This window comes from Mesorhizobium sp. GW821-FHT07A06, from assembly GCF_059419085.1.
Window position 1 is genome coordinate 754,613 of record NZ_JBWKRC010000001.1, and the last position, 26,426, is coordinate 781,038.

Below are 26,426 nucleotides of genomic sequence, written 5' to 3' on the forward strand. Positions count from 1 at the left end.
CGTGGAACCGCGCATCTCCATCGTCACCATCGCCACGGACGATCTCGATCGCGCCGTGCGGTTCTACGAGGCGATGGGCCTGAGGCGGCATGCCGGCATCACCGACGGCGTCGCCTTCTTCCAGATGGGCGGCGCCATTCTCGGCCTGTTTCCGCGTGCCAGCGCCGAGGCGGATTCGGGCATCACCTTCGCCAGGGCGCCCTCCGCTGTCTATCTCGCCTACAACACCCGCTCCGACGCTGAAGTCGACGAGGTGCTGGCGATGGCTGAGAAAGCCGGCGGCCGTATCGTCAAGCCGGCCGGCCGCGCCTTCTGGGGCGGCTGGTACGGTTATTTCGCCGATGCCGACGGGCATGTCTGGGAAGTGGCGCACAATCCGGCCTTTCCGATCGCCGAAGACGGCACGATTTCGCTGCCTGATTGATGGCCTACCGCAAACAGCTGACACGGCTCAAGGCGCCCTATCTCAAGCGTATCCTGCTCGATCCGGAGCGGGTGTCCGACTGGGAAAAATATCCCTGGAACCTGCCGCTCTTTCGCGGCCACGAATTCCAACTCGAATTCACCACCCCCATCACCATCATCGTCGGCGAGAACGGCACCGGCAAATCCACGCTTCTCGAGGCGATCGGCGCTTTGGCCGGCTACGACGAGGCCGGCGGCGGCAAGGGCTATCGCCCGGTCGACCACTCCAGCGCCATCGACAAGAGCGGCGCCGCATTGGCCAACACATTCCGTGGCCACTGGCTGCCAAAGGTTACCGCCGGCTGGTTCTTTCGCGCCGAATCCTTCTATTCCGTGGCACGTTACCTCGACCAGGCGGCACTGGAAGACCCGTTCAAGCCGCCGCCGCCGGATTTCCTCTCCTGGTCGCACGGCGAGGGGTTCATCCGCTTTTTCGAGGAGCGCTGCCGCAGGCAAGGCATCTACATCCTCGACGAACCGGAGAGCGCGCTTTCGCCATCGCGCCAGATCGAACTGCTCAAGATGCTGCGGCGCATGGACCAGTCCGGCACCGCGCAGGTGATCATGGCGACACACTCGCCGCTGTTGATGGCTTGTCCCGGAGCGCAATTGTTCCGCATCAGCCGGTTCGGGCTCGACCCGACAGATTTCACCGACACCGATCACTTTCGCATGATGCGCGACTTCTGCAGCGACCCCGACATGTTTATGGAGGAAGCGCTGCGGGAAGCCGACGCGTGACGGGGGCGCGCATGGCTGACGACGATCTCAATTGGCGGATGGAAGAGGCATGCCGCGCAGCCTGGCCGGCGGCCTCCGAGACGGTCTTCCATGGCTGGGTTCTGAGGCGCTCGGGTGGCAGGACCCGGCGCGCGAACTCAGCCAATCCTTTGCGGGGCAGGCGGGGAGCGCCTGAAACAGTGCTCGACGCTGCCGAGGCCTTTTATATCGGTCATGGCCAGACGCCTCTCTTCCGCGTGCCTGATATCGCCGACGAACTCGTGGCCGCGCTCGACGGTCGCGGCTACCAGTTGGAGGGCGGAACAATCCATCTCCATGCGGGGATCGACGATTTGGCGGAGGTTCGCGACGAACACGTCTCGGTTTCGCCAATGCCAAGCGAGGACTGGTTCGCTGCGCGGTTCCGCATGGGCGCCTATGACGACACCGACAGCCGCGTCTTTCGCGATATGACTGGGCTGATCATCGGTGAGCGGGCATTCGTATCCTGCGAACACGACAGCGTAATTGCCGCCCTGGCCTATGGCGTCATTCGCGATGGGCTGCTTGTGGTGGAATCGGTTGAAACGGATCGCCGCTTCAGGCAGCAAGGCCTGGGGCGCAAGACCGTTGGCGGCCTGATCGACTGGGCGCGACAGGCAGGTGCCTCGGCGGCATGCCTCCAGGTTGTGGCCGACAACGTGCCGGGCCGCGCGCTCTATGCCTCGCTGGGGTTCAATCGCGAACTCTATCGATATCACTACCGCAGGAAGCCGTATGAACCACGATAGCTACGACAACACCTACATTGCCGGCATCCTCAATTCGGTGAAGACCATCGCCATGGTCGGCGCGTCCGCCAACGACGTGAGGCCAAGCTACTTCGTCCTGAAGTACTTGCTGGCCAAGGGCTTTTTGGTGTTCCCGATCAATCCTGGCCAGGCTGGCAAGGAAATCCTCGGCCGCATGACCTATGCCAGCCTCGCCGATGTTCCCGGGCCGATCGACATGGTCGATATCTTTCGCGCCCCGGCGGCTGTGCCCGGCATCGTCGACGAGGCCTTGCGCCTCGATCCCTTGCCGAAGGTCGTCTGGATGCAGCTTGGCGTGCGCCATGACGAGGCGGCCGCCCGCGCCGAAGCCGCCGGCGTCAAGGTGGTGATGAACCGTTGCCCCAAGATCGAGTACGGCAAGCTGTCCGGCGAGATCGGCTGGACCGGTGTCAATTCCGGGGTGCTGTCGTCAAAGAAGCCGCTGATGCGCCAGGGCTTCCAGAGCTTTGGCGTGCGCCAGAAATAGACGCAAAATTATTCCGGGAAGAAAGGTATTTTCTGGCGCGTTCATCACAAATCGTTTGCCGAAAGGTATTTTCTTCTTTGCATTCACGCGCGGCCTTCGCCAAGAATGCGCGGCCAATTCGAGAAGTTCAAAGGGAGGTTTAAGTGACCCGTACGCCCGGTTTCAACACGCTCGCCGTCCATGCCGGCGCCAAGCCCGATCCGGCCACCGGCGCGCGCGCCACGCCGATATACCAGACGACCTCCTTCGTCTTCGATGACGCCGACCACGCCGCCTCGCTGTTCGGCCTGAAGGCGTTCGGCAACATCTATACCCGCATCATGAACCCGACGCAGGCGGTGCTCGAAGAGCGCGTCGCCGCACTCGAGGGCGGCACGGCTGCCCTTGCGGTCGCGTCCGGTCACGCCGCGCAGGTGATCGTGTTCCACAATCTGATGCAGCCGGGCGACAATTTCGTCGCCGCCAACAAGCTCTATGGCGGTTCGATCAACCAGTTTGGCCACGCCTTCAAGAATTATGGCTGGGAAGTGCGCTGGGCCGACACCAACGACCTCTCGACCTTTGAAAGCCAGATCGACAACAAGACCAAGGCGATCTTCATCGAGAGCCTTGCCAATCCGGGCGGCACCTTCGTCGATATCGAAAAGATCGGCGACATCGCCCGTAAGCACGGCCTGCCGCTGATCGTCGACAACACGCTGGCCTCGCCCTATTTGATCCGGCCGATCGAGCATGGCGCCGACATCGTCGTCCACTCGCTGACCAAGTTCATCGGTGGCCATGGCAATTCCATCGGCGGCGTCATTGTCGACGGCGGCACCTTCGACTGGTCGAAGTCGGGCAAGTACCCGATGCTGTCGGAACCGCGCCCCGAATATGGCGGCCTCGTCCTGCATGAGACCTTCGGCAATTTCGCTTTCGCCATAGCCGCGCGCGTGCTCGGCCTGCGCGACCTCGGCCCGGCGATCTCGCCTTTCAACGCCTTTCTCATCCTGACCGGCCTCGAAACCCTGCCGCTGCGCATGCAGCGCCACTGCGACAATGCCGTCACGGTCGCGGGCTGGCTGTCCAACCACCCCAAGGTCGCCTGGGTGAACTATCCCGGCCTGCCCAGCGACAAGAACAATGCGCTGCAGAAGAAATACTCGCCCCTTGGCGCGGGCGCCGTGTTCACCTTCGGCCTCAAGGGCGGTTATGAGGCCGGCGTCAAATTCGTCGAGGCGCTCGAGCTGTTTTCGCATCTGGCCAACGTCGGCGATACCAAGTCGCTCGTCATCCATCCGGCGTCGACCACGCACCGCCAGCTTTCCGACGAGCAGAAGGTCAAGGCCGGCGCCGGCCCGGACACCGTGCGGCTTTCCATCGGCATCGAGGACGTCACCGACATTGTCGCCGACCTCGAACAGGCGCTCGCCAAGGTTTGATCCTTACCCTCCCTTGCGGGGAGGGTCGGCGCGTTAGCGCCGGGGTGGGGGCGAGCCGGCGCGAAGCCGGCTCTTTTAATGGAGGCAAATTCTGTCCGCGCATTACCTGACAATATCAATTGACGGCGTCGAACCAGAATCCGGCGCGCCGGCGCTGGATCGGCTGATCTCGGGCGATCCGAAATTCCGCACCTGGAATGCCGAGGAGCGCGACGACGGCCTCTATGCCGGCATCTGGGAATCGACCCCTGGCAAATGGCGCATCGTCTATGACGAATGGGAGTTCTGCCACATTCTGTCCGGCGTTTCGGTGATCGCGGAAGACGGAGGGCAAGCACGCACCGTCAAGTCCGGCGACAGTTTCGTGCTGAGGCCGGGCTTCAAGGGCTGCTGGGAAGTGCTTGAAACGACCCGCAAGGAGTATGTGATCAAGCTGTGATCACTTCGCCGGAAACTGGCTGAGGCAGGCTTCCGACGCCTTGTCGTGCGCCGTCGGCAGATCGGCGTTCTGCGCTTCGAGATCGGAATCCGGCTGTTGCTGGGTGCTTGCAGCTCAGTGCAGGCGCATAGAGACGCCAATGCGAACGCCGTCGCCGGTCTCCAACAGTCTGATGACGCAGCCCCAGGCCCGCGATCGTCAGAAGCCGACGGCGAGCGTTTCCAGCCCGTGGAAGTGGTAAGTGTCGCGAAAGCGGGGCTGTTCGGCAAGATGCAGTCGCGGATGCCGGTCGAACAAAGTCTTCAGCGACACCTGCAGTTCGAGCCGGGCCAGCGGCGCGCCGATGCAGAAATGAATGCCGGCGCCGAAGGATACGTTCTTCTGGTCCGCACGATCCGGCCGGAAGGCCCGCGGTTCGGCGAAGGCGCGCGGATCATGATTGGCCATGCCGAGCAAAAGCCCGATCGTCTGGCCCGGCTGCACGACGATGCCAGGCGCGATCTCGATCTCCTGATAGGCGTAGCGCGTGAACATGTGCAGCGGCGCGTCGAAGCGCAGGCATTCCTCGACGGTGGCGGCGGTCGCTTCGGGTGAGGTGAAGAAGCGGCCGGGGTCACCGCCTTGCGCCAGGATCGAGCGCACCGCATTGCCGGTCTGGTGCACGGTCGCCTCGTGGCCGGCATTGAGCAGCAGGATCGCCGAGGACACCATCTCGTCCTCCGACAGCCTCTGGCCGTCTTCCTGCGCCGAGATAAGCAGCGACAGCAGATCGTCACCAGGGTTCTTGCGTCGTTCGGTGACGCAGCCGCGCAGGAAATCGGCGAATTCACCCGCCGCGCGATTGGCTGTCTCCTCGGTCTCGCGGCTGCGGCCATGGATGTACATGGCGACCATCTGATGGGACCAGTCGAGCAGTTGCGGTCCCATCTCGACCGGCACGCCAAGCATTTCGGCGATGATGGTGATCGGCAGGGGCGAAGCGAAGGCGGGCAAAAGGTCGACTGGACCAGCCGGATCAAAACGGTCGATCAGCTCGTTGGCGAGTGCCTCGACCCGCGGTCGCAGCCGTTCGACCTGGCGCGAGACAAAGGCCCGGTTGACCAGCGTCCTCAGCCGCGTGTGCACCGGCGGTTCCAGCTCCAGCATCGAATTGGCTTCGACGCCGTCGAATGCCGTGAGATGGCTTCGGTCCTGGCCGACGCCGCGGCTGTCGGGAATGCCGGCCGGGTTCTGGCGGCCGAAACGGCGATCGCGCAGCAGCCGGTTGACATCGTCGAAGCCGCCGAAGCACCAGAAGCCGAACTCTTCCCAGTAGAACGCATTCGATGCGCCGTGCAGGAAGGCATAGGCCTCGTACGGATTCAGGAAGAAAGCCGGCTCGTGCGGGTCGAGCCTCAGCAGGCGTGTGGCTGGATCAAAGGCGGTGTAGGGGAGCGTCAATTTGGTCATGCCAGACCCATAGCGCGGCTTGCCAGCCTCATTCCAGACCGTATGTTGGCGCGCGACAACCCATGAATTGAGCCAGCCGAGGCGGCTGCGGAGGTCTGAGCGGATGAATGTGATTGTCGTCGGTGCGGGTATTGCCGGTCTCTCCACGGCGTGGTCGCTGGTCAAGGCGGGCCACGGCGTGTCGATCGTCGAGCAGGGACCGATCCCCAATCCGCTGGCCGCGTCGGGCGATCATCACCGCATCATCCGTCGCGCCTATCGGGCCGGAACCGGTTACGGCCGGCTGATCACAGAGGCCTATGAAGCCTGGGACGAGATGTGGGCCGATCTCGGCGAAAGTCATCTTGATGCGCGCGGTTTCGTGTGCATTTCCCGCGAGGCCGGTGACGAGGCCGAGGAATACCGCGAGGGCCTCGAGGAAGGGAATTTTCCCTTCGAGCTGTTCGAGCCAGACGCCGCGGTCAGGCGTTGGCCTTTCCTTGAGCCGGGCACATTCCGCTATGCATACTATTCACCGGAAGGCGGCGCGCTCCACTGCCGCAAGATCGCTTCCGGCCTTGCCGCCTGGCTCCGCGCCAACGGCGCCAATGTCTATGAACACAGCAAGGTGACGGAGGTCGATTCCGAGGCCGGCCGCATCGTGCTCGAAAGCGGCGAAACCATGCAGGCCGATCGCATCGTCGCCGCCGCCGGCGCCTGGGTGCTGAGATTGTTTCCCGAACTGGGCGGCGCACTGAAGACGTATCGAACCGCGCTCGCTTATGTCGAACCGCCTGCAGACCTCAAGGCGGCCTGGAAGGCGGCACCCGTCGTCCTCGACGTCGGTGGCGCTGTCGATGGCTACGTGATCCCGCCCTCCGGCGGCGCCGGCATGAAATTCGGCTCAGGTCTGCACCGGGTGCCGACCAGCGATGCGGACTGGAACCGCGATCCGGTGCCGGGCGAGGGCGAGGCGATCCGCAACCTGTTTTCGCCGCCGATCGCCCGCATCGAGGAGTATGAGGTGACCGAGGTCGTCACCTGCGCCTACACTTTCACCGAGGACGAGAGATTTCTCGCCCATGAGAAGGGCAGGTGCCTTGTCGTCTCGGCCTGCTCAGGTCACGGCTACAAGTTCGGGGCGGCGGTCGGTCGGCGCGTTGCGGCTGCGGTCGGCAATGGCGATGTCGCGGGGCTGAAGCAATGGCTGCGGGCGGAGGTGGCTTGAGTGCAAGCCAGGCCGAGACATGCGACGGCTCAGTGATTGAGCTCGTCAGCGGCGGCTATGACTTCGGAAACAATCTCCTGTACGTCATCTGGCGTCGTTCGGTGATTGACGAAACACGCCCGCAACGCGAACTGGCCGTTGATCGAGGCATTTGACAGGTATACCCGGCCGCGCGCAATCACGCGGCGCAGGATCGCTTCATTGTCCTTCAAGCGGTGGCGAAAACAGACCGCGCTCAGCGATACCGGCGCAAGCTGTTCCAGTTCAGGCCTCGTTGCGATTGTCCGAGCCAGCATTTGCGCATGGTGGAGATCGCGCGCAATAGCCTCGCGATAGGCACTGCGTCCGTGATACTGCAGCGACATCCAGAGCTTCAGCGCGCGGAAGCGTCGCGAGAGCTCGATCGACTCCTCAAAGAAGGCAAATGCTTCCGTGGGGTCTTCGCTCAGTATCCTGACGTAATCGTCGCTGTGCGAGAACGTCGTGCGCGCAATGTCTGGATGGCGATTGAGCAGGCAGCCGCAATCGAGTGGTTGATAGAGCCATTTGTGTGCGTCGAGCGACAATGAATCCGCCAAAGACAATCCCTGGAATTTTTCCGGAACCGCCAGGGCCGCCAGTCCCCCATAGGCACCATCGACGTGCATCCACAGGGCCTCTCTTCGGGCGATGTCGGCAATTTCGGGGAGAGGATCGATCGCGCCGGAGACGATGGTACCGACCGTGGCCACGATGGCGATTGGCGTGTTGCCGGCCTCGCCGTCGGCTGCTATTGCCGCCCGGAGGGCGTCCGGGCGCATCCTGAACTTATCGTCGACAGGGATCAGGCGAAGATTTTTTCTGCCTATGCCCAACAGCGCGACGGCCTTTGGGATAGACATGTGCACTTGTTCTGAAGCGTAGATTACGCAGGGTCGTGCGCCTGTTTCGTTGGCTGGCAGCTTCGCTTCTCGCGCCATCGCCAACGCCATGAGGTTGGCCATCGAGCCGCCACCGCACAGGCTGCCGGTAAATCCCGCGCAGCCGACGGCTTCCGCCAACCATCCGACAACGGTGCGTTCGATCGACGTCGCCGCCGGTGCCGACCGCCACGACGTCACATTCTGATTGAGCACCGCGGCCAGCAATTCGCCCAGGGCGCCGATTGGTTCGCCTGAGCCGAGGACGTAACCAAAGAACCTGCCGGTTGCAGGCCGCGCATGCTCAGCAATCGACTTGAAATCCTGGAGGACGTCCCGGCCACGCGCATTCTCCGCCCAAGGCCGCAAGAAGAGTTCAGTCGTATTCTTGCCGCTGGTCGAGGGATACGCCTGACGTTCCTCGAGGGACGCCCAATAGCTTTTGGCCAGATCCACGGCTTCTTCCGCGAGATCCGATAGTTCTTGATTGGAAATTTCCAGGTCGCGCATGTCCTTAGCCCAACGGAGATCCGCTGTGGCGCAGGCTATGCTATCCCCGCTAATCCTGGCAATGCCTGGGAATATGCACGCGCCGCCAGCCCGACGATCCTTCGCGGACCAGCACGCGCCGCGCCACGGTCTGGTAAGACGCGGGAACGTCGATGACGCGCCTTTGCTCCGGCCGCACCAGCACTTCCTCGGCGATCTGGTCGTATTGCGCCGGAATGACGATGCGCCGCGTGCGTTCGGGCTGGATGACCACCGTCTCGGCGACGCGTTCGTAGCGCGCCTTGTGCCAGACCTTGCACAGCACCTTGCGGCCATGGATGACACGCCATTCCCAGGAATAGCCGCCGCCATTGACCTTCACCGTGTGATAGACGGTGCGGGTGACGGCCGGCACGACCTCGTAGGTCACCTGTGCCGGAACGGTCATCACCACACGTTCACGCGTGCCGTAGATGGGTGGGGTGTAGTCGACCTGCTGGCCGGGTGGGCTGACCATCACGTCTTCATAGACAGTGTCGTAGACATCAGGCGTGCGGACCGGTTCGTAGCATTCCACGGCGCGGCCGGCTGCCGCCGTCTGCCAAGTGGTGCCGAGCATGGCCAGCCCGGCAACGGCGAAGGATACGCTTCTCCTGAACATGACACTCCCCCTGTTTGAACCGCAGCCAAAAGTTCAACGTTGAATTGTAGGGTAGGCGGTCCGGGAGAAAAGCGGTTTCGCCGCACTTCGTTAAGTGACGCGGTTAAGAAATTGCTACGCGCCGGCGGCTTGGTTGTGCGGCCATGGTGCGTTTGGGGCCGTCACCGTGACGAATCCTGGGCCGTAAAGCTTGATTCGACTTACCCAGATGGCTAGGACGGGTCGGCCTTGCACAAGGATGAGCCGGCATCCTATCTACGGAACAACGATCCAGAACCGATTCTGCCCGATCTGCCGGCATTCCCGGCGCCGGAATCCCACCGCGAGATAAGAGACATCAGATGAAGAACCCCGTCGAAACCTACATGAACCTCGTTCCGATGGTGGTCGAACAGACCAATCGCGGCGAGCGGGCCTACGACATCTTCTCGCGCCTCCTCAAGGAGCGCATCATTTTCATCACCGGTCCGGTCGAGGACGGCATGGCGACGCTGGTCTGCGCGCAGCTTCTGTTCCTTGAAGCCGAGAATCCGAAGAAGGAAATCAACCTCTACATCAATTCGCCGGGTGGCGTCGTCACCTCGGGCATGGCGATCTACGACACCATGCAGTTCATCAAGCCGGCCGTTTCGACGCTCTGCATCGGCCAGGCGGCCTCGATGGGCTCGCTATTGCTGACCGCCGGCCACAAGGACATGCGCTTCGCCACGCCGAATGCCCGCATCATGGTTCACCAGCCGTCCGGCGGCTTCCAAGGGCAGGCCTCCGACATCGAGCGCCATGCCATGGATATCGTCAAGCTGAAGCGCCGTCTCAACGAGGTCTACGTCAAGCACACCGGCAAGAGCTACGAAGAGATTGAACGCACGCTCGACCGCGACCATTTCATGACCGCCGACGAAGCCAAGGACTTCGGCCTCATCGACAAGGTCATTTCGTCGCGCGAACCGGCCGAAGGTGCTGTGGCATAAGGGCTTGGTGGCAGTTGGATGGCACCATCACGCGCTTTTGGTGCCTCTTGCGGCATTTCGGCCACAATTGGCTGTTCCCTCGACGGTTGGGATTGCCTACGTTAAGGCTATGTTGATTTTCGACGGCTTAGCTTTGTGTGGGGTTGCTGCGAATCATTGCCACGTTTTCTGATTTGTGTTTCGTACGGAATACGTTGCGGGAGCCGGGATACTGGCGGCGGCGGATTCCCGCGATAAATAGAGTGTGCGCCCTTTCAGCCAGACCATCGGCGGGCGGCCATGAAAGGACAGGAAAATGAGCAAGGTCGGCAACAACAGCGGTGACTCGAAGAACACGCTTTATTGCTCGTTTTGCGGCAAAAGCCAGCATGAGGTGCGCAAGCTGATCGCCGGTCCGACGGTCTTCATCTGCGACGAATGCGTCGAGCTCTGCATGGACATCATCCGTGAGGAGAACAAGACCTCGATGGTGAAGTCGCGCGAGGGCGTGCCGACACCGCAGGAGATCCTCAAGGTTCTCGACGACTATGTCATCGGCCAGCCCTACGCCAAGCGCGTGCTGTCGGTGGCGGTCCACAACCACTACAAGCGCCTCGCCCATGCCGGCAAGAACAACGACGTCGAGCTGGCCAAGTCCAACATCCTGCTGATCGGTCCGACCGGTTGCGGCAAGACGCTGCTTGCGCAGACGCTGGCCCGCATCATCGACGTGCCTTTCACCATGGCGGATGCCACGACGCTGACCGAAGCCGGTTATGTCGGCGAGGATGTCGAGAACATCATCCTGAAGCTGCTGCAGTCGGCCGACTACAATGTCGAGCGCGCCCAGCGCGGTATCGTCTACATCGACGAGATCGACAAGATTTCGCGCAAGTCCGACAATCCCTCGATCACCCGCGACGTGTCGGGCGAGGGCGTGCAGCAGGCACTGTTGAAGATCATGGAAGGCACGGTCGCCTCCGTGCCGCCGCAGGGCGGCAGGAAGCATCCGCAGCAGGAATTCCTGCAGGTCGACACCGCCAACATCCTGTTCATCTGCGGCGGTGCCTTCGCCGGGCTGGACAAGATCATCTCGGATCGCGGCCGCAAGACCTCGATCGGCTTCGGCGCCATCGTTGCCTCGCCCGAGGATCGCCGCACCGGCGATGTCTTCCGCCTGGTCGAGCCCGAGGATCTGTTGAAGTTCGGGCTCATTCCGGAGTTCGTCGGCCGCCTGCCGGTTCTGGCGACGCTGGAGGACCTCGACGAGCCTGCGCTGATCCAGATCCTGACCGAGCCGAAGAACGCTCTGGTCAAGCAGTATCAGCGGCTGTTCGAGATGGAGAATGTCGACCTGACCTTCCACGAGAACGCCCTGTCGGCGATCGCCAAGCGCGCCATCGAGCGCAAGACCGGCGCGCGCGGCCTGCGTTCGATCATGGAAGCGATCCTGCTCGATACCATGTTCGAACTGCCCGCGCTGGAAGGCGTGCGCGAAGTGGTGATTTCGGAGGAAGTGGTGACCGGCAGCGCCCGGCCGCTCTATATCTATTCCGAACAGAAGGAAAAGAAGGGCAACGTCAGTGCCTGACATGGCACTTCACCCTATATTTTTATGGAACGGCGCCGTTGCGGCGCCGTTTTGCTGTGAAGGGCACGCGACCTCGGCGATGGAGTGGATTGCGGACGATGTTACATCTTGATCTTTGCCCCGCTTGCATCCACCTAACACCAGAAGGCCGAGGTGCCCGGTTTCTGTGCTGTAAAACTCCCGTCACAAACGGTGGTAGGCGGAACGATCCCCGGTCGTTAATATAAGATTCGCGGTTGGCCTGATGGCGACCGCGACATGAAAGGTTGGACAATGGCCAAAATATCCAAGGCTCCCAGCGACGGCGTCTTCGCAGTCCTCCCACTGCGCGACATCGTGGTGTTCCCGCACATGATCGTTCCGCTCTTTGTCGGGCGCGAAAAGTCGATCAAGGCGCTGGAAGAGGTGATGGGGCAGGAGAAGCAGATCCTGCTTGCCACCCAGATGAATGCCGCCGATGACGATCCCGAGCCCGATGCGATCTTCGACATCGGCACGCTCGCCAATGTGCTGCAATTGCTGAAGCTGCCCGACGGCACCGTCAAGGTTCTGGTCGAGGGCGCCTCGCGTGCGAAAATCGTCTCCTTCACCGACCGTCCCGACTTCCACGAAGCCCGCGCCTCGGCGCTGGTCGAGCCGGAGGAGGAAGAGGTCGAGGTCGAGGCGCTGGCCCGCTCGGTCGTCACCGACTTCGAGAACTACGTCAAGCTGAACAAGAAAATCTCGCCTGAAGTGGTGGGTGCCGCCAGCCAGATCGACGACTATTCCAAGCTCGCCGATACGGTTGCCTCGCATCTCGCCATCAAGATCCCTGAAAAGCAGGAAATGCTGGCCACGCTCTCGGTCAAGGAGCGACTGGAAAAGGCGATGGGCTTCATGGAAGCCGAGATCTCCGTCTTGCAGGTGGAGAAGCGCATCCGCTCGCGCGTCAAGCGCCAGATGGAGAAGACGCAGCGCGAATACTACCTCAACGAGCAGATGAAGGCGATCCAGAAGGAGCTCGGCGAAGGCGAGGACGGCCGCGACGAGGCCGCCGAGATCGAGGCGCGTATCAAGAAGACCAAGCTCTCCAAGGAGGCCCGCGAAAAGGCGGAAGCCGAGTTGAAGAAGCTGAGGACGATGTCGCCGATGTCGGCGGAATCGACCGTCGTGCGCAACTACCTCGATTGGCTGCTGTCGATCCCGTGGGGCAAGAACTCCAAGGTCAAGCAGGATTTGGCCTATGCCCAGAACGTGCTCGATACCGATCACTTCGGCCTGGACAAGGTCAAGGACCGCATCGTCGAGTATCTTGCCGTGCAGAGCCGTCAGAAGAAGCTGAAGGGGCCGATCCTGTGCCTCGTCGGCCCTCCCGGCGTCGGCAAGACCTCGCTCGGCAAGTCGATCGCCAAGGCGACCGGTCGCGAATTCATCCGCATGGCGCTGGGCGGCGTGCGTGACGAAGCCGAGATCCGTGGCCATCGGCGTACCTATATCGGCTCGATGCCCGGCAAGGTCATCCAGTCGATGAAGAAGGCGAAGAAGTCCAACCCCCTCTTCCTGCTCGATGAGATCGACAAGATGGGCCAGGACTTCCGTGGCGATCCGTCGTCGGCGCTGCTCGAGGTGCTCGACCCCGAACAGAACTCGACGTTCATGGACCATTACCTCGAGGTCGAATACGACTTGTCGAGCGTGATGTTCGTGACGACGGCGAACACGCTGAACATCCCCGCGCCCTTGATGGACCGCATGGAGATCATCCGTATCGCCGGCTATACCGAGGACGAGAAGATCGAGATCGCCAAGCGGCATCTGATGCCGAAGGTGATCCGCGATCACGCGCTGCAGCCGAAGGAATTCTCCGTCGGAGAGGATGCGATCCGCGCCATCATCCAGACCTACACCCGCGAAGCGGGCGTCCGGAGCCTGGAGCGCGAGCTGATGAAGCTTGGGCGCAAGGCGGTGACCGAGATCCTGAAGACGAAGAAGAAGACGGTGAACATCACGGCGGCGAACCTCGCCGACTACCTTGGTGTCCAGCGCTACCGCTTCGGTCAGGTCGAGGCTGATGATCAGGTCGGCGTCGTTACCGGGCTTGCCTGGACGGAAGTCGGCGGCGAGCTGCTGACGATCGAAGGCGTCATGATGCCCGGCAAGGGCCGCATGACGGTGACGGGCAACCTGCGCGACGTGATGAAGGAATCGATTTCGGCGGCGGCCTCCTATGTCCGCTCGCGGGCCATCGATTTCGGCATCGAGCCGCCGCTGTTCGACAAGCGCGACATCCACGTGCACTTGCCGGAAGGCGCCACGCCCAAGGACGGTCCGTCCGCCGGTGCTGCCATGGCGACAGCCATTGTGTCGGTACTGACGGGCATTCCGGTCCGGGCCGATGTGGCGATGACTGGCGAGATAACGCTTCGCGGCCGCATCTTGCCGATCGGCGGCCTCAAGGAGAAGTTGCTCGCCGCGCTGCGCGGCGGCATCAAGAAGGTGCTGATCCCGGAAGACAACGCCAAGGATCTGGCGGAGATTCCGGACAACGTGAAGAACGGTATGGAGATCATTCCGGTCTCACGCGTTGGTGAGGTGTTGCGCCACGCGCTGGTGCGTATGCCGGAGCCGATCGAATGGGTCGAACCGGTCAGTCCGCCGGCCTCGACGGACAGTACCGATGATGCTGGAAAGTCGCTCGCACATTAGAAATTTCTAAGGTTGCAGCGCACAAACAGAAAGCCGGGCCTCGCGCCCGGCTTTTTCATGTGAAAAACCCCGGATTTCCGGGCTTTTTCCCACTTTTTCCTGCCTTTTCGACTTGGTTGCGCGAACGCTTCTTTCTAAAGTCCGTTTCCTGCCGGATGAGTCGTTAGTTCCGGTGTTCTCATGGAAGGGAATTTTTATGAACAAGAACGAACTGGTGTCCGCTGTCGCCGACGCCGCGAGCATTTCGAAGGGTGACGCGCAGTCGGCGGTCGATGCGGTGTTTTCCGTCATCACCGGCGAACTGAAGAAGGGCGGCGATGTCCGGCTTGTCGGCTTTGGCAACTTCACCGTGTCAAAGCGTGCGGCCTCGACTGGCCGCAACCCCCAGACCGGCGCTGAAGTGAAGATCCCGGCACGCACCGTGCCGAAGTTTTCGGCCGGCAAAGGCCTCAAGGACGCCGTCAACTAAACGCGTTTTTCTTTTTCAGAGACCAGAAAAGCCGGGCTTGCCTCGGCTTTTCTTTTTTGTGCCTGACGCCGGCGCGAATGGTCCCTGGTTACGCGGTCGGCGCATCGGCTCTCATCAGGCCTTCCTTCTTGAGGTCGGCCCAAAGGGCTGCTGGCAGTTTCGCGTCGAGCAGCGCCCGGTTGCTTTCGACTTCGCTCGGCCGCTGGCCGCCGGGGATCACCGAGACGACCGAGGGATGCAGCAGCGGAAATTGCAGCGCCGCCTCGATCAGCCTGACGCCATGGCGTTTGCAGACCGCCTCGATGCCGGCGACCCGCTCGAGAACGTCCCTCGGCGCTTCGGAGTAGTTGTAGTAGGCGCCGGGTTTCGGTCCCGTCGCCAGGATGCCGGAATTGTAGGGGCCACCGAGAACGATGCCGATGCCGCGTTTCTGGCAGAGCGGCAGGAAGGATGTCAGCGCTTCCTGTTCGAGCAGCGTGTAACGCCCGGCAAGCAGGAACAGGTCGAAATCGCCGCGCTCGGCCAGCGTCTGGGCAACCTGCCATTCGTTGATGCCGCCGCCGAATGCCTTGATGACGCCCTGGTCGCGCAGCGATAGCAGTCCATAATAGCCCGAGCGCATGAATTCCTCGATGCGCTGGTCGGACGCCTCCTTGCTGCCATGGGTGAAGATGTCGACATCATGCACGAACAGTATGTCTATCCGGTCCACGCCAAGCCGCTCAAGCGAGGCCTCGAATGAGCGCATCACGCCGTCATAGCTGTAATCGTACACCTCGCGGCGCGACGGCGTGTCGAAGAACTTGCCGATGCCCGTACGCTGCTCGGGCGGGCAGGCGCGCATCAGGCGGCCGACCTTGCTCGACAGCACATAGTCGTCGCGCTTCTTGCCGCGCAGGAAGGGATTGAGGCGCGTTTCAGACAGGCCGAGCCCATAGAGCGGCGCGGTGTCGTAGTAGCGGCAGCCGGTCGCCCAGGCGGCATCCAGCGTGGCATTGGCATCCTCGTCCGAAACGGTGCGGTAGAGATTGCCGAGCGGCGCCGTGCCGAAGCCGAGTTCGGTGAAGGTGATGCCGCCATTGCCGATGCGGTCGAAATGCCGTGTCTTCATGTCCTGCAGTTTCCCAGGTTGATTTGTCTGACATGACACTATCACGCCTGCGATCAGGCAAAAGCGTCGCACAGCGTTGGACACGCATTTTCGCGGTTGCTAGCATGAACCAAATCAAGCTGTTCGTGAAAAATTTCCGGACGATTTGGAGGGGGGATTTGCCGTGAGCGGGCCGAGCGAGAACCTGTTCAAGACCGCGCTCGATGAGCTCGGCGGCGTGCTGGCACGTATGGATGAAGGCAGCATCGACGCCGCCTGCAAGCTGCTGGCCGATGCAGGGCAAATCGTCGTCTATGGCTGCGGTCGCGAGGCTTTGCAGGTCAAGGGTTTCGCCATGCGGCTCTACCATCTCGGCCTGCCTGTCTCGGTGGTCGGCGACATGACCACGCCGCCGCTGGGTCCAGGCGATGTTTTCCTGTCCAGTTCCGGGCCGGGAGAAACCTCGACAGTGCTGACCTTGATGCAGGTTGCGCGCAACGTCGGCGCGACCAATCTGCTGCTGACCGCCCAGGCCGGCGGCAGTGCCGCGGGACTGGCCGACACCACGCTGCTCATCCCGGCCCAGACCATGGCCGATGACCAGGGCCTACAGAAGACTTCGGTCCTGCCGATGGGCTCGGTGTTCGAAGGAGCCCTGTTCCTGCTGTTCGAGGTGATGGTGCTGAAACTCAAATCCCTGACGGGTGCGTCGCCCGAAGCCATGCGCGCCCGCCACACCAACATGGAATAGACCATGCGTTATGAACTGATGCTGCCGCACCAGATCCGCAAGGCGATCGCGCAGAATTGGCCGGTCGCGCTGCCGCTTGGCGTGCTCGAATACCATGGCGAGCACATGGCCGTCGGCATGGACACGCTGGCCGTCATCAAGACGCTGGAGCTGTTCGAGCAGGAGAGGGACATCGTCATCCTGCCGCCCTTCTACTACGGCGCGGCGAGTTACGCGGTGGCACCGCCGGAAGGCACTGGTTCGGTGCAGGTCGGCGGCAATCAACTGGCCCCATTCGGCGAGGAGCTGTTCTACAGCCTGCTGCGCATCGGCTTCCGCAACATCCACGCCATCGTCCATCACCAGACCGAGAACTTTGCCGCCGGCATGCCGACCGATCTGGCCTTCAAGACCGCCGGCCGTCAGGCGATCTTCCGTTTTCTGGAGAAGCAGCGCGGCGAGGGCTGGTGGGGTTCCGAGACGATGGCCGACTATTATGCCGGACATGCCGAGGGGGAAAACTTCTTCAACTGGGTGCAGGTGCATCCGTTGATGCCGGCCGCCATGAACGGCAAGTACCCGTTCGACCATGCCGGCATTGGCGAGACATCGCTGATGCTGGCGCTATGCCCCGACGCTGTCGATGCCGCCCGCTTCGCCGACAATACCGGCTGGTATACGGCTGGTGCCAAGGACGCATCGGCGGAACTTGGGCAAACAGGCGTTGCCATGATCATGGATCACCTGCGGTCCATTCTGAAGACTTGACCGCGGTGTTTCAGCCCGCCCGCCCGTAAGTCCGACCCTGCCGGGCGATCGGCATGACATCCTTGCCGTAGCGGTCGTGGCCTTGTGGCCAACGCGAATGTTGCGCGCGAACCAGTGAGGCCTATTTCACCGCTCCCGCGGTCATGCCCATGATCAGATAGCGCTCCAGCGCGATGCCGATGACGGCGAGGGGCGCTATGGCCGCGGTGGCAAGAGCTGCCATCGACCACCAGTTGATGCCTTGCGAGCCGGTCTGGCTTGCCACCATGACCGGAATGGTCTTGGCATCGGTCGAAGTCAAAAGGGCGGCGAAGAAATACTCGTTCCAGCATAGCACCATCGCCAGGATGAAGGCGGCGACCATGCCAGGCAGCGCGATCGGCATGACGATGCGGAAAAACGCGCCCCAGATCGACAGGCCATCGACGAGGGCCGCTTCCTCCAGTTCGACCGGGATGGAGTTGAACTGGTCGCGCATGATCCAGATGACGATCGGCAGCACCATCAGCGTGTAGAGCAGGATCAGCCCGACGCGCGTGTCGAGCAGGCCGACTTCCCGGTAGAGCACCAGGAAGGGCAGGGCGAGCACCACGGGCGGCAGGATCAGCTGCGACAGGAAGAAGAAGGAGATGTCCTCGTTCCTGAACCAGGCGAACTTGTAGCGATAGCGCGTAAGGCCGTAGGCGGCCAGGCTGCCGATGACGATGGCGAGGCTCGATGCGCCGACCGAGGTGATGACCGAGTTCATGAAGCGCTTGAAGAACTCATCGCGCACCGTGGAGGTCTGGAAGATCGAATCCGGCGATAGGCCGAGCGATCGCCAGCCTTTCCAGTCCGGCCAGAAGTCGACGAAGGGGATGAGATGGCCTTGCGTGACGTCGACCGCCGATTTGAACGAGGTCGTTATCGTCCAGTAGATCGGGAACAGGCAAATGAAGGCCCAGAAGACAAGCGCCCCGTAGATGAAGACGCGGCTGGTGATGAAGCTCGCCGGAGAGCGGATTTCGGAGACGGTATAGTCGGTGGTCTGAACGCTCATGATCTGGCCACTCAGTTGACGTTGCGCACGAAGCGGTTGGCGAGCTTCAGCAGCCAGGTCACGAACACGACGATGATGACGAGATAGGCCATTGCCAGCATGGTGCCGTAACCGACATTCGAACGGTCGCGGTATTCGCGGTAGATGAAGCTCGATACGGAATCGGTCGCGCCGCCCGGGCCGCCTGATGTTACCGTGATGATGATGTCCGCAAGCTTCAGCTTGAAGATGATGCGCAGGATCACCGCCGTCACCGAAACCGGCAGCATGAGCGGGAAGGTGACCTGCCAGAAGGTCTGCCATGCGGTCGCGCCGTCGACGCGCGCCGCCTCCAGCACCTCGCGCGACATGGCCTGCAGGCCGGCCAGCAGCATGATCATCATGAAGGGAATGAAGGTCCAAGCGTCGAGCAGCATGATTGAGATGCGCGCTGTGATCGGATCGGAGAAGAAGGCGGGATTATCCCAGCCGAGATGGCGCGCCAGCGTCGCCGCCGGCCCGAACCGGTATTCCATCAGCGATTTGCCAATCATCCACGATACCGCGACCGGCGACAGCATCAGCGGCATCAGGAACACGACGCGGAAGAATTTTCGCGCCCTGATCTGTGCGTTGAGCAACAGCGCCAGGCCGAAGGCGATAACATATTCAACCAGCACCGCCAGGACATAGAGCACCATGTTGAACAGTGCATTGCGGTAGTAGGGATCGCCAAGCATCTGCCAGAAATTGGCGAGCCCGTTGAACCTGCGGCCACTGAAGGAGGAAAGGTTCCAGTCGGTGAGCGCGATGTAGAAGCCGAACAGCGTCGGAAAGATCACCATGGCGATGGTGAACAGTAGCGCCGGCAACAGGAACAGCGCGCGCTGCCCGTCCTCGCCGCGCGTCAGCACCTGGCCGATGCCGAGCGCCACGCCCCACAGCACATAGGCATACACGACCGGTCGCCAGGTCTCGAAACCGATCGTGTCGACTTCGCTCTTGTAGAGGATCTGTGCCAGGATCGTTGCCAGGAGGCCGAACGTGGCCAACGCCATCAGCGCCCAGCCAAGGCGTTTGCGGCCTGGCGGGATCAGGTCGGATGGGACGGCGTTTGCCGGCCAATCATTGGTGGGCAAAATCTGGTCAGCCACGCGTCTCGTCCGGTTGCAGAAGGCACTTCGCGACCGGCGTGCCGGTCAAGACAGGGTCCGGCGGCTCTCGTCGCCGGACCCAGGTTCAGGCTCTGATCAGGCCATGCCGAGCGAGGCCTTGTAGAGCTTGATCTGCTTTTCGCGGCCGATCTGGTCGGTCAGCTTTTCCCAGGCCGCGGCAATAGCGTCGGCGCCTTCCTGCGCCTTCATCTTGCCGGCGAAGGTGTTGGCCAGAATGTCCTCGGCGGCGGAATAATACTGGAAGATGCCGGGGATGCGTGGCTCGATCGCCGCGTTCGGATGGTTGTAGCTGTCGCCTTCCGACTTGAGGTACGAGGTGATGAAGGCCTCGTCGTAGCCGGCCGCCACCCATTCCGGAATGTCGAAATGGGAATTGCGGTAGGGCTGGAAGCCGGACGGATACATCGCCGTCCAGATAGACAGGTCCTTGCCGCCGAGATGGGCGGCGGCGGACCATGCCGCTTTCTTCTTTTTCTCGTCGCTGTCGACTCGGGCCATCACGTAGACGCCCCAGCCGAGATAGGCGCAGTTCGGCGAGTAGTTCGGGCCGCTGGCGAGCTTTTCCCATTTGCCGGTCTTGGAGTTGTAGACGTCATCCGAACCCGGCAGGATCGAGAAGCCTGTGACGTCGCCGATCACAGAGGAATCATTGGTCTTGACGTTCGAGCCGACGTCGCCCCACCAGGGGATCATCGAGCCGGTGCCGGCCAGGAACTGCTGGAAGGCGGTGGTGTTCGGATCGGCGTTGATCTGGTCGGCCGGTTCGGAGGGCAGCGCGTCGATCACGTCCTGGATGGCGCGCACCCAGGCCGGATTGTTGACGCGCGGCTTCATCGTGTCGGCGTCGAACAGCCAGGCCTTGTCGTCGGGATGCTTGGCATAGGCGGTGGCGCGGCTGCCGAGGAAGTAAAAGCCGAAACCGCCCCAGGGCTTGGGCGCATCGAGATAGCCGTACACGTCCTGGCCCTTGAATTTCTTGCCCTTGAGGAACTTGGTCACGGCCTGCACTTGCTGCCAGGTCTTCGGCACGCCCCATTCGCCTTCACCGCCGCCGTCCTTCCACTGCTTGGCGAGGTCGGCATCGGCGAACACGTCGGTGCGGTAGTTGAAATTGTGCGTGTCGCCGTCGATGGTCACGCGATACTGCTTGCCATCCCAGGTGCCGACCGGCGGCTTCAGATAATTGACCAGATCGTCGAAATCGATCTGCTTCTTGACCCAGTCGGGCATTTCCGAGGTCAGGCCCTTGCCGCAGACGTCGCCTTCGAAGGGGGCGCCCATCTCAATAATGTCGAAGTCGACGGTGCCGGTGGCGATCGACTGTTGCAGGCGGGCGTTGTAGTCGGCCTGCGCCAGGTCGATCCAGCTGATCTTGGCGCCGGTATAGGCCTCCCATGGTTTCAGAAAGCCGCGGAACAGCACATTGTGCAGGTTCTGGTTGTTGAGGCCCATGAAGGTCAGTTCAACGCCGGCGAATTCGCCTTCCTTGACATTGGCCTTGGTCGCGTCGAGGCAGAGCTCCCCGACCTTCTGGAAATCGGCATCGGTCGGCTGGCCTTTGCCAACGCCGGGAATCTGCAGGATCTTCGAGCGAAGCTCGCTTGCAGCGGAAGCCGGGCGCGTCAGCGCGCCGAGCCCGGCACCGGATGCCGCCGCGATCGCGGCCATGCTGGCCGCGCCCTTCAATACGTCGCGCCTTGTGGCGCCGGCTCGGACCAATTTATCGTAAAGACCTGTTCTCATCGACTATTCCTCCCAGAATATCAGTATGAATGGATGTGGCCACCTGTCGGATGCTGGAGCACGATTGTGCTCCCGGCTGGACAACGAATTAGGCAGGACCCCACCCTGCGTCGATTGAAGTTCCGATTTCGGATCGTTACCGACATTTGGACCAGCACCCGCCACTATTCTCACAACCAAACGCCGTGTCAACGAGAACAGGTTTTTATCTATAAGAGACCGACTTGCCCTGGCAGGTCGTGTTGGTTAGCTTCTGCGCCTACGGCCAGTGGAGCCGATGGGGGAGACATGGCTCAAGTCACGATCAGCAAGGTGGCCAAGGCGTTTGGAACCGTCAAGGTTCTGCACGAAGTTAGCGTCGACATCGCTGACGGACAGTTCGTCGTGCTGGTCGGTCCTTCAGGTTGCGGCAAGTCCACGCTGCTCAGAATGGTGGCCGGGCTGGAGACCGTTTCCGGTGGCACGATCGCCATCGGCGACCGTGTCGTCAATCATTTGCCGCCGGCAAAACGCGACATCGCCATGGTGTTCCAGAACTATGCGCTCTATCCGCACAAAACGGTCGAGCAGAACATGGCCTTTGCCCTCAAGCTGCGGAAAACCGATCCGGCGGTGGTCGCCGAGCGAGTCAAGCGCGCCGCCGACATCCTTGATCTCAATCCCTACCTCAAACGCTATCCCCGGCAGCTCTCGGGCGGCCAGCGCCAACGCGTGGCGATGGGGCGTGCCATCGTGCGCAATCCGCAGGTGTTCCTCTTCGACGAGCCGCTCTCGAACCTCGATGCCAAGCTGCGCGTGCAGATGCGCACCGAGATCAAGGAACTCCACCAGCGGCTGAAAACAACCACCATCTACGTCACCCACGACCAGATCGAGGCGATGACGATGGCCGACAAGATCGTCGTCATGCGCGACGGCCGCATCGAGCAGGTCGGCGCGCCACTGGAGCTGTTCGACCGGCCGGCCAATTTGTTCGTCGCCGGTTTCATCGGCTCACCTTCGATGAACTTGCTCAAGGGTGTTTTGCGCAAGGGCGACAAGCCGGGCGTCGACATATCAGGCACATTGTTCCTGATTGGCGACAATGCCGCGCAGGACGGACAGGCTGTCGTCTATGGCGTGCGCCCCGAGCATATCGAGATCCATCCCGATGGCGTGCCGGCGAAGATTTCGGTGGTCGAGCCGACCGGGTCCGAAACGCTGGTCTTCCTGCGCTTTGGCGACGGCGAGATGGTGGCATTGTTTCGCGAACGCCACGACTTCAAGCCCGGCGATACGCTCAAACTCCGGCCAAGGCTCGACCATATCCACCTGTTCGACGCCGAGACCGGCCAGCGTCTCTGATCTCAGCGTCTCTGATCTCAAACGGACTTCACGAGGACCATCATGCTCAAAGGGATCCATCCGTTGCTCAATGCCGACGTGCTGCAGGCATTGCGGGCGATGGGACATGGCGACGACCTGATAATCGCCGACACCAATTTCCCGTCCGATTCGGTGGCGCGCCAGACGGCGCTCGGACGGCTGTTGCGCATCGATGCCCCGGCGGCGGAAGTGGTGAAGGCGGTGCTGTCGCTCTACCCGCTGGATACGTTCGTCGACGACTCCGCGGCGCGCATGGAGATCGTCGGCAAGCCGGACGAGATTCCGCCCGTGCAGAAGGAAGTGCAAAAGGAAGTCGACGCGGCCGAGGGCAAGTCCTGGCCGATGCTCCCGGTCGAGCGTTACGCATTCTATGAGCGCGCCAAGCGGGCCTATTGTGTCATCCAGACCGGCGAGCGCCGCTTCTACGGCTGCTTCGCCTTCCGCAAGGGCGTCGTGCCGCCGGACGCGGCGTAGCAGCATGGCTTTGGGCAAGCCTGTCGTCATGAAACCTGTCGTCATCCTGGGCGTCTTCGTCGCCGATACCGCCTATCGCGCCGACCGCCAGCCGCGCATGGGCGAAACGATCCTCGGCAGTTCGTTCAAGCTCGGGCCGGGCGGCAAGGGTTCGAACCAGGCGGTGGCCGCCGGCAAGCTCGGTGCCGACACCACCTTCCTGACCCGGCTTGGCGTCGATGCCTTCGCCGACATGGCCAGGCGGACCTGGAGGGATGCCGGCGTGAAAAGCGCCGTCATCGATACGCCGGATAGCTACACCGGCGCCGCCTACATCTTCGTCGAGGAGGGAAGCGGCAACAACGCCATCATCGTCAGCCCTGGTGCGGCCATGCTGATCTCGTCGGCCGATATCGAGGCCAATGCCGACCTGATCGGCGGGGCCGGCGTCTTTGTCACGCAGCTCGAACAGCCGATCGACGCGGCGCTGAGGGCCCTGGAGATCGCGCGCGGGGCAGGGGTGACGACCATCCTCAACCCCGCTCCCGCTGCCAAGCTTCCCGACCGCATCTACACGCTCTGCGACTATCTCACGCCGAACGAGACCGAGACGGAGGAATTGACGGGGCTGAAAGTCTCCTCGGTCGATGACGCCCGGGTCGCCGCCGGCAAGCTGCTCGAAAAGGGCGTCGGCGCCGTCATCGTCACACTCGGTGACAAGGGCGCTCTACTGCACACCAGGGACCGCTCCGAGCATGTCCCCGCCATCAGCGCCGGGCCGGTGGTCGAAACCACGGGAGCCGGAGATGCTTTCAACGGCGGCTTCGCCGCCGCGCTTTCGCGAGGCGTGGAGCCGCTGCAAGCGGTGCGCTTTGCCTGCGCGGTCGCCGGCATTTCGGTGACGCGACCGGGCACGGCGCCGTCGATGCCGACACTGCGCGAGGTCGAGGCGCTGCTGGACCAAAACTAGAATCGGTTTCGCCGATCGGCTGTTGTTGTTGATGCCGGCGGCCGTGCGCGAGAGAAGCGCCGGTCAACACCATCTGCTCGCGCTGCTCATGATGCCAGCCACAACCGCCGCAAGTTCATGATTAAGAAATTGCGTAATTACTAATTTAGTGGCAACTTAAATAAAAGATGCGGGGCACATGGATATCTCGAACCGAAAGGTTGGGGGTGGACGGGGCAATCAAGATGTACTTTCCGCAATTTCTGGTCGGAATGCTTGCAACGACAATCGGCATTTCGATCTGGGTTTACTTCGAGTCCGGGTCGATCTGGGCGTCCCTTGGTTGGGCGGTGCTGACGCTGGTTGTCTTGCAGGTTGGCTACGTCTGCCTGGTCATTCGCTTGGTTTCCAGGCGACCAGAGAAAACCTCGGACGCACGGTCGGCTGTTGACCCCGCAAGCCCCCTCTCATTCTGGCCTTTCCGAAAAGGTTGAGGCAGAATGCCCCATTGGGGTACCGTCCGGACCAGATTCGCTCCCCCGGGGCGCCAATCAGCGGTGACGGGAGCATGGCTGAGCAAGAGAGATGGAAGGAACTGTCGAAAGCAGCCGGCAGTGCGAGCGTTCCCCGGCCAGTAACCTTGACCGGAGATCATATAAGTCTGGTTCCGCTCTGTCGCGAAGATGCCGACGATATCTTCCGGCTAACCCACGCCGGCGAACGCGACGAGATCTGGGCCGATATGAAAGTGGGGCCGTTCGACGGGGTCGAGTCTTTCCGCGCGCATGTCGGCGACCTGCTTGGCGACCAATCGCGCGTATTTCTGACACTAAGAACCGCCGCAGGGCCTGTTGGCTGGCTTTGCCTGATGGAGGCAAGGCCGGCACACAGGGTGATCGAACTCGGCTATATCCTCTTCGCACCGGTTCTACAAAGGACTGTCGCGGCCAGCGAGTCGCTGTTCCTCATCATGCGGCACGTCTTCGACGATCTGGGTTATCGCCGCTTGGAATGGACCTGCACGACGGCCAATGCGAAATCCAGGCGAGCAGCCGATCGGCTGGGTTTCGTCTTCGAGGGCATATTGCGCGAAGGCCTCACCTTGAAAGGGCGCCCATGCGACATCTGCATGTATTCCCTGCTGGCCCGGGATTGGGTGGCTGCCAACGCCGCCTTCTTGATTTGGCTACATCCTGACAATTTTGTCGATGGACGCCAGGTGCAATCCTTGGAGCAGGTCAGGGTGCGGGTATGAAGATCGTGGCGGTCCGATAATGTCCGCGCGGCCTCGAGGCCCGAAGCAAATGAAAGCCATTGTAATCTACGCGCATCCGCCGAGTTCAGAGTAGGCCAATCGGCCACGCTTCGGCAGGTCTTTTTCGCGCTGTGATGAGGTGCCGCCAGCCTCCTGGCGGCGGCCACCCCTTGAAAGGAAGCTTTGGGCTCCCGACTACCGCGGCGGTCGCGTTCGCGGAAATGGAACGATCGTCAGGGGCGCCTTCTGAAATTCCGCGGCTGCGATCTCTTCAATCAGGACATCGAGCTTCGCGCGGACACTCCGGCTCGTTTCGTCGTTTCCTGATAGGCGGTTTTGCGCGCATTCGAGCAGCTCGCGCGCCGCTGCAAAGTCACTTTGCATCGCAACACCCAACTGTCGACCCAACATGGAGTATGGTCGCCCCACTTAGTTGAGAGATTGCTAATGTAAATGTCTGCAATTTAGGGGATGACGCTGGGCATCCTGGAAGGATGGTATGGAGTCCACGCCATCAGCCCAATACTTGTCCGGCACGACGGGAGTTTTTCGAACTGGGGGATAGCCTCTGGACAAGGCTTCAACCCGCCGCCTTCGAACCTTCAGCCCCGGCTCTAACGCAGGACGCCCGGCGGTGGAAAAGCTGAAACTTCTTATGCGCGACAAAGGCCAAGTCCTTGAAAAGACTTGGCGCGAGTGACGGGGCTCGAACCCGCGACCTCCGGCGTGACAGGCCGGCACTCTAACCAACTGAGCTACACCCGCGCATTGACGAGCACGTGTCAGCCGTGTTCGTCGTTGGGGCGGTGGATAAGGGGTTCGCCCCCGGGTGTCAAGCGCACCAAACCATCATAAACACAAACTGGAGAAGGTTTTTTGACAGCCGCCATTCTGTGGACAAATCCGGCGTGCGAACAGGACGTCGGCTGTTCATTTGGCCTTGCGAACCCGGTCCCGACCGCTTAAAGGTCCCGCCGGAGCGGGCGATTAGCTCAGTTGGTAGAGCGCTTCGTTTACACCGAAGATGTCGGCGGTTCGAGTCCGTCATCGCCCACCATCCAACTCGTTGATACTACTATATTTCTTTTCATTTTCCAACCGAATTGCGAAGTTCTCCGCAAGTTCGCCGAACC

Annotated in this window: 25 protein-coding genes and 2 tRNA genes; 19 read left to right on the forward strand and 8 right to left on the reverse strand. The window is 61.9% G+C overall.

Features of this window, described 5'->3' with window-relative positions:
- The first annotated feature begins 1 nt into the window (after position 1).
- The 6 genes from AC07SZ_RS03705 (at position 2) to AC07SZ_RS03730 (ending at position 4,347) form a co-directional block, all read left to right on the forward strand.
- Positions 2-424 carry a VOC family protein gene (locus AC07SZ_RS03705; protein WP_056562394.1) on the forward strand — a complete coding sequence of 141 codons (423 nt, stop codon included), beginning with the start codon at positions 2-4 and terminating at the stop codon, positions 422-424.
- The gene (locus AC07SZ_RS03710) at positions 424-1,206 is read left to right on the forward strand and encodes an AAA family ATPase (protein ID WP_056562391.1); all 783 of its coding nucleotides are present in this window, start codon (positions 424-426) and stop codon (positions 1,204-1,206) included. Before AC07SZ_RS03705 ends, AC07SZ_RS03710 begins: the two co-directional genes overlap by 1 nt.
- An 11-nt stretch (positions 1,207-1,217) precedes the next feature.
- Positions 1,218-1,976 (forward strand): GNAT family N-acetyltransferase, encoded by a 759-nt coding sequence (locus AC07SZ_RS03715; protein WP_056562388.1) that lies wholly within the window; start codon positions 1,218-1,220, stop codon positions 1,974-1,976.
- Positions 1,963-2,484, forward strand: a complete 522-nt coding sequence (locus tag AC07SZ_RS03720) for a CoA-binding protein (protein WP_056562384.1) — start codon at positions 1,963-1,965, stop codon at positions 2,482-2,484. The genes AC07SZ_RS03715 and AC07SZ_RS03720 overlap by 14 nt, the downstream gene beginning before the upstream one ends.
- Positions 2,485-2,627: 143 nt before the next feature.
- Positions 2,628-3,908: an O-acetylhomoserine aminocarboxypropyltransferase gene (locus AC07SZ_RS03725; RefSeq protein ID WP_056562381.1), complete on the forward strand. Its 1,281-nt coding sequence runs from the start codon at positions 2,628-2,630 to the stop codon at positions 3,906-3,908.
- A gap of 91 nt (positions 3,909-3,999) precedes the next feature.
- Positions 4,000-4,347: a cupin domain-containing protein gene (locus tag AC07SZ_RS03730; RefSeq protein ID WP_494913633.1), complete on the forward strand. Its 348-nt coding sequence runs from the start codon at positions 4,000-4,002 to the stop codon at positions 4,345-4,347.
- A 198-nt stretch (positions 4,348-4,545) separates the two neighbouring features.
- On the opposite strand, the gene AC07SZ_RS03735 is transcribed toward AC07SZ_RS03730, so the two are convergent.
- A complete protein-coding gene (locus AC07SZ_RS03735; RefSeq protein WP_494913261.1) occupies positions 4,546-5,796 on the reverse strand; it encodes a cytochrome P450 in 1,251 nt (416 codons plus the stop codon).
- Positions 5,797-5,899: 103 nt separating this feature from the next.
- Here AC07SZ_RS03735 and AC07SZ_RS03740 point away from each other — a divergent pair, with 103 nt between their 5' ends.
- The gene (locus AC07SZ_RS03740) at positions 5,900-7,003 is read left to right on the forward strand and encodes an NAD(P)/FAD-dependent oxidoreductase (protein ID WP_494913262.1); all 1,104 of its coding nucleotides are present in this window, start codon (positions 5,900-5,902) and stop codon (positions 7,001-7,003) included.
- 29 nt (positions 7,004-7,032) lie between these two features.
- Here the strand turns inward: AC07SZ_RS03740 and AC07SZ_RS03745 are convergent, their stop codons facing one another.
- Together AC07SZ_RS03745 and AC07SZ_RS03750 are read right to left on the reverse strand one after the other, a co-directional pair.
- The gene (locus AC07SZ_RS03745) at positions 7,033-8,412 is read right to left on the reverse strand and encodes a pyridoxal phosphate-dependent decarboxylase family protein (RefSeq protein ID WP_494913264.1); all 1,380 of its coding nucleotides are present in this window, start codon (positions 8,410-8,412) and stop codon (positions 7,033-7,035) included.
- Positions 8,413-8,461: 49 nt separating this feature from the next.
- Positions 8,462-9,052, reverse strand: coding sequence for a hypothetical protein (locus AC07SZ_RS03750; RefSeq protein ID WP_494913266.1), 591 nt, complete (start codon positions 9,050-9,052; stop codon positions 8,462-8,464).
- Between the two features lie 341 nt (positions 9,053-9,393).
- Between AC07SZ_RS03750 and clpP the strand changes: the two genes are divergently transcribed.
- From clpP to AC07SZ_RS03770, 4 genes are all read left to right on the forward strand, one after another.
- Positions 9,394-10,023, forward strand: a complete 630-nt coding sequence (gene clpP / locus AC07SZ_RS03755; protein WP_056562366.1) for an ATP-dependent Clp endopeptidase proteolytic subunit ClpP — start codon at positions 9,394-9,396, stop codon at positions 10,021-10,023.
- 295 nt (positions 10,024-10,318) lie between these two features.
- Positions 10,319-11,593, forward strand: a complete 1,275-nt coding sequence (gene clpX, locus AC07SZ_RS03760; protein WP_023759839.1) for an ATP-dependent Clp protease ATP-binding subunit ClpX — start codon at positions 10,319-10,321, stop codon at positions 11,591-11,593.
- A gap of 273 nt (positions 11,594-11,866) precedes the next feature.
- The gene (lon, locus tag AC07SZ_RS03765; RefSeq protein ID WP_494913268.1) at positions 11,867-14,278 is read left to right on the forward strand and encodes an endopeptidase La; all 2,412 of its coding nucleotides are present in this window, start codon (positions 11,867-11,869) and stop codon (positions 14,276-14,278) included.
- Between the two features lie 196 nt (positions 14,279-14,474).
- Positions 14,475-14,747 carry an HU family DNA-binding protein gene (locus AC07SZ_RS03770; protein WP_006201846.1) on the forward strand — a complete coding sequence of 91 codons (273 nt, stop codon included), beginning with the start codon at positions 14,475-14,477 and terminating at the stop codon, positions 14,745-14,747.
- A gap of 88 nt (positions 14,748-14,835) precedes the next feature.
- On the opposite strand, the gene AC07SZ_RS03775 is transcribed toward AC07SZ_RS03770, so the two are convergent.
- Positions 14,836-15,858 (reverse strand): aldo/keto reductase, encoded by a 1,023-nt coding sequence (locus tag AC07SZ_RS03775; RefSeq protein ID WP_056562359.1) that lies wholly within the window; start codon positions 15,856-15,858, stop codon positions 14,836-14,838.
- A 163-nt stretch (positions 15,859-16,021) separates the two neighbouring features.
- Here AC07SZ_RS03775 and AC07SZ_RS03780 point away from each other — a divergent pair, with 163 nt between their 5' ends.
- Together AC07SZ_RS03780 and AC07SZ_RS03785 are read left to right on the forward strand one after the other, a co-directional pair.
- A complete protein-coding gene (locus AC07SZ_RS03780) occupies positions 16,022-16,588 on the forward strand; it encodes an SIS domain-containing protein (RefSeq protein WP_056562356.1) in 567 nt (188 codons plus the stop codon).
- A gap of 3 nt (positions 16,589-16,591) precedes the next feature.
- Positions 16,592-17,335, forward strand: coding sequence for a creatininase family protein (locus AC07SZ_RS03785; RefSeq protein ID WP_056562353.1), 744 nt, complete (start codon positions 16,592-16,594; stop codon positions 17,333-17,335).
- A gap of 121 nt (positions 17,336-17,456) precedes the next feature.
- Here AC07SZ_RS03785 and AC07SZ_RS03790 read toward each other — a convergent pair whose 3' ends face one another.
- The 3 genes from AC07SZ_RS03790 to AC07SZ_RS03800 all read right to left on the reverse strand — a co-directional run bounded on the left by AC07SZ_RS03790 (position 17,457) and on the right by AC07SZ_RS03800 (position 21,271).
- Entirely contained in the window at positions 17,457-18,374 is a 918-nt protein-coding gene (locus AC07SZ_RS03790) for a carbohydrate ABC transporter permease (protein ID WP_056562348.1), read from the reverse strand.
- A gap of 11 nt (positions 18,375-18,385) precedes the next feature.
- On the reverse strand, positions 18,386-19,507 hold the full coding sequence (locus AC07SZ_RS03795; protein ID WP_172373995.1) for a carbohydrate ABC transporter permease: 1,122 nt from the start codon (positions 19,505-19,507) through the stop codon (positions 18,386-18,388).
- 96 nt (positions 19,508-19,603) lie between these two features.
- Complete coding sequence (locus tag AC07SZ_RS03800; protein WP_494913270.1) at positions 19,604-21,271, reverse strand: ABC transporter substrate-binding protein; 1,668 nt, start codon at positions 21,269-21,271, stop codon at positions 19,604-19,606.
- A 288-nt stretch (positions 21,272-21,559) separates the two neighbouring features.
- Here AC07SZ_RS03800 and AC07SZ_RS03805 point away from each other — a divergent pair, with 288 nt between their 5' ends.
- From AC07SZ_RS03805 to AC07SZ_RS03825, 5 genes are all read left to right on the forward strand, one after another.
- Entirely contained in the window at positions 21,560-22,615 is a 1,056-nt protein-coding gene (locus AC07SZ_RS03805; RefSeq protein ID WP_494913271.1) for an ABC transporter ATP-binding protein, read from the forward strand.
- Between the two features lie 42 nt (positions 22,616-22,657).
- A complete protein-coding gene (locus AC07SZ_RS03810; RefSeq protein WP_172373993.1) occupies positions 22,658-23,110 on the forward strand; it encodes an RbsD/FucU family protein in 453 nt (150 codons plus the stop codon).
- A 4-nt stretch (positions 23,111-23,114) separates the two neighbouring features.
- A complete protein-coding gene (rbsK, locus tag AC07SZ_RS03815) occupies positions 23,115-24,059 on the forward strand; it encodes a ribokinase (RefSeq protein WP_494913273.1) in 945 nt (314 codons plus the stop codon).
- Positions 24,060-24,310: 251 nt separating this feature from the next.
- A complete protein-coding gene (locus AC07SZ_RS03820; protein WP_494913634.1) occupies positions 24,311-24,532 on the forward strand; it encodes an exopolysaccharide production repressor protein in 222 nt (73 codons plus the stop codon).
- Positions 24,533-24,546: 14 nt separating this feature from the next.
- Positions 24,547-25,293 carry a GNAT family N-acetyltransferase gene (locus AC07SZ_RS03825; RefSeq protein WP_494913275.1) on the forward strand — a complete coding sequence of 249 codons (747 nt, stop codon included), beginning with the start codon at positions 24,547-24,549 and terminating at the stop codon, positions 25,291-25,293.
- A gap of 688 nt (positions 25,294-25,981) precedes the next feature.
- On the opposite strand, the gene AC07SZ_RS03830 is transcribed toward AC07SZ_RS03825, so the two are convergent.
- A tRNA-Asp gene (locus AC07SZ_RS03830) sits at positions 25,982-26,058 on the reverse strand.
- A 216-nt stretch (positions 26,059-26,274) separates the two neighbouring features.
- On the opposite strand from AC07SZ_RS03830, the gene AC07SZ_RS03835 reads away from it, so the two are divergent.
- Positions 26,275-26,350, forward strand: a tRNA-Val gene (locus tag AC07SZ_RS03835).
- Positions 26,351-26,426: the final 76 nt, after the last annotated feature.

Coding starts and splice junctions, on each gene's coding strand:
- AC07SZ_RS03710 (WP_056562391.1), top strand. CDS start 424: ATGGCCTACCGCAAACAGCTGACACGGCTCAAGGCGCCCTATCTCAAG.
- AC07SZ_RS03715 (WP_056562388.1), top strand. CDS start 1,218: ATGGCTGACGACGATCTCAATTGGCGGATGGAAGAGGCATGCCGCGCA.
- AC07SZ_RS03720 (WP_056562384.1), top strand. CDS start 1,963: ATGAACCACGATAGCTACGACAACACCTACATTGCCGGCATCCTCAAT.
- AC07SZ_RS03735 (WP_494913261.1), bottom strand. CDS start 5,796: ATGACCAAATTGACGCTCCCCTACACCGCCTTTGATCCAGCCACACGC.
- AC07SZ_RS03740 (WP_494913262.1), top strand. CDS start 5,900: ATGAATGTGATTGTCGTCGGTGCGGGTATTGCCGGTCTCTCCACGGCG.
- AC07SZ_RS03745 (WP_494913264.1), bottom strand. CDS start 8,412: ATGCGCGACCTGGAAATTTCCAATCAAGAACTATCGGATCTCGCGGAA.
- AC07SZ_RS03750 (WP_494913266.1), bottom strand. CDS start 9,052: ATGTTCAGGAGAAGCGTATCCTTCGCCGTTGCCGGGCTGGCCATGCTC.
- clpP (WP_056562366.1), top strand. CDS start 9,394: ATGAAGAACCCCGTCGAAACCTACATGAACCTCGTTCCGATGGTGGTC.
- clpX (WP_023759839.1), top strand. CDS start 10,319: ATGAGCAAGGTCGGCAACAACAGCGGTGACTCGAAGAACACGCTTTAT.
- lon (WP_494913268.1), top strand. CDS start 11,867: ATGGCCAAAATATCCAAGGCTCCCAGCGACGGCGTCTTCGCAGTCCTC.
- AC07SZ_RS03770 (WP_006201846.1), top strand. CDS start 14,475: ATGAACAAGAACGAACTGGTGTCCGCTGTCGCCGACGCCGCGAGCATT.
- AC07SZ_RS03775 (WP_056562359.1), bottom strand. CDS start 15,858: ATGAAGACACGGCATTTCGACCGCATCGGCAATGGCGGCATCACCTTC.
- AC07SZ_RS03785 (WP_056562353.1), top strand. CDS start 16,592: ATGCGTTATGAACTGATGCTGCCGCACCAGATCCGCAAGGCGATCGCG.
- AC07SZ_RS03790 (WP_056562348.1), bottom strand. CDS start 18,374: ATGAGCGTTCAGACCACCGACTATACCGTCTCCGAAATCCGCTCTCCG.
- AC07SZ_RS03800 (WP_494913270.1), bottom strand. CDS start 21,271: ATGAGAACAGGTCTTTACGATAAATTGGTCCGAGCCGGCGCCACAAGG.
- AC07SZ_RS03805 (WP_494913271.1), top strand. CDS start 21,560: ATGGCTCAAGTCACGATCAGCAAGGTGGCCAAGGCGTTTGGAACCGTC.
- AC07SZ_RS03810 (WP_172373993.1), top strand. CDS start 22,658: ATGCTCAAAGGGATCCATCCGTTGCTCAATGCCGACGTGCTGCAGGCA.
- rbsK (WP_494913273.1), top strand. CDS start 23,115: ATGGCTTTGGGCAAGCCTGTCGTCATGAAACCTGTCGTCATCCTGGGC.
- AC07SZ_RS03820 (WP_494913634.1), top strand. CDS start 24,311: ATGCTTGCAACGACAATCGGCATTTCGATCTGGGTTTACTTCGAGTCC.